Source organism: Streptomyces sp. NPDC051104 (genome assembly GCF_040682835.1).
In the GTDB taxonomy this organism is placed as follows: domain Bacteria; phylum Actinomycetota; class Actinomycetes; order Streptomycetales; family Streptomycetaceae; genus Streptomyces; species Streptomyces cynarae.
The window spans coordinates 1-1,770 of record NZ_JBFBBS010000129.1 but is presented as its reverse complement, the minus strand read 5'-3'; the positions used below and the strand labels follow the sequence as shown (position 1 = coordinate 1,770).

Annotated in this window: 1 protein-coding gene; it reads left to right on the top strand. The window is 69.5% G+C overall.

The window, feature by feature from the left end; genetic code table 11:
* Window positions 1-135: 135 nt before the first annotated feature.
* The gene (locus tag AB0N14_RS40030; protein WP_366030595.1) at window positions 136-1,767 is read left to right on the top strand and encodes an IS1634 family transposase; all 1,632 of its coding nucleotides are present in this window, start codon (window positions 136-138) and stop codon (window positions 1,765-1,767) included.
* Window positions 1,768-1,770 lie beyond the last annotated feature (3 nt).

The window sequence follows — 1,770 nt, the reverse complement described above, 5'->3', positions numbered from 1 at the left end:
CCTAGTCCCGTTCTTCGCACATGGTTTTCTGATGCCCGCCGGTGACCGGCGCTGGGCTGGCTCGTTGGTTGCGGTATGGCTGTCATATCGGGTCAGCCCGGGCATCGGGCTCGGCGGGGGCGGGCGGAGTTGGTGGTGCCACGGGTGGTGGCCAAGCGGCTGGCCGCGCTGCCGGTGATCGCGGACTTCTGCCGTCGGCTGGACATCGCCGGGATTGTCGATCGTCTGTGCCCGGTGCGGGAGGTGGCCCGTTTATCGCACGGCGAAGTGATCGAGGCCCTGGTCGCCAACCGGCTCACCGCTCCGGCGCCGTTGCAGCACATCACCGCCTGGGCGGATGAGTGGGCGGTCGAGGAGGTCTTCGGGATCGAGGCGGAGGCGCTCAATGACGACAGGATCGCCCGTGCGCTGGACGCCGTCGCCCCGGAACTGGACGCCGTCACCGGCTCGGTCGGCGCCGCCGCGATCGCCGCGTTCGGCCTGGATGTCTCCCGCCTGCACTGGGACATGACCTCCATCTCCCTGCACGGCGCCTTCGAGGACGTCGATGAGAACTTCCCCGCTCCGCGCTGGGGCCGTCCCAAGGACCGCCGCGCGGATCTCAAGCAGGTGCAGACCGGGCTGGCGGTCACCGGTGACGGCGGGATCCCGGTCTTCCACCGTGCCTACGACGGCGGTGCCGCAGAGGTCGCTCAGGTCACCGCCGCCATGACCGCGCTGAAGCAGATCGCCGTCGAGCGGGACTTCCTGCTGGTCGGCGACTGCAAACTGATCTCTCACGGCAACGTCGCCGCGATGACGGCCGCCGGGGTGTCGTTCGTCGCTCCGCTGGCCAAGAGCCTGTGCCCCACCGAGCTGTTCGCCGCCCTGAGCCCCGCCCAGGCCCGGCCGGTGGACTACACCGCCGACCGCGACGCCGCCAAACCACCCGAACAGCGCGGTGTCTACCGCGTGCTGGAAGACACCATGGATCTGGCCGGCCGCCGCAAGAATGACCCGGTTGTGCCCCTGCGCCGGGTGCTGGTCCACTCCACCGCCAACGCCGCCGGCCAGCAGGCCGCCCGCGCCCGCAGACTCACCAAAGCAGCCGAGGACCTCGACACCCTGGCCCGCACCGCCGGCACCCGGCACCGCCCGACCACCGAGGCTGTGGCCAAACGCGCTACCGAGATCCTGCGCACCCGCAAAGTCAGCACGGTGGTCAACACCCACGTCACCGCCGATCCCACCACCGGCACACCCGTCTTCACCTGGAGCTTCGACCAACAGGCCCTCGACGCGGAGGCCGCCGCCGACGGCTGGTATGCCCTGCTGACCAACCTGGACCCGGCCCAGGCCGACGCAGCCGAGGTCCTGATCCGCTACAAGGGCCAGCAGGTCGTCGAGCGGCGTTACGGCGACTTCAAAGGCCCGCTAGCCGTCGCGCCGATGTTCCTGAAACACAACCGGCGCATCGCCGCCCTGATCACCGTCATCTGCCTGGCCCTGCTGATCTTCTGCCTGGTCGAGCGGCAGGTCCGCCAGGCACTCGGATCCGAGCGGGAAATCCGCGGCTTCCACACCGACAACCGCGCCAGCCGTCCCACCGGCCGACTGATCTTCACCGCCCTCGGCCGACTCCAGCTCATCCCCGGCACGAGCACCGACCCACCACAAGTCCCCCTCCCTCAAGGCATCCAAGCCCAACTCCTCGAACTCCTGAACGTCGACCCGACCAGACCTCGGTACCTCGACCCATCCATCCTCACCTGCGAAGAACGGGCCTAGTGC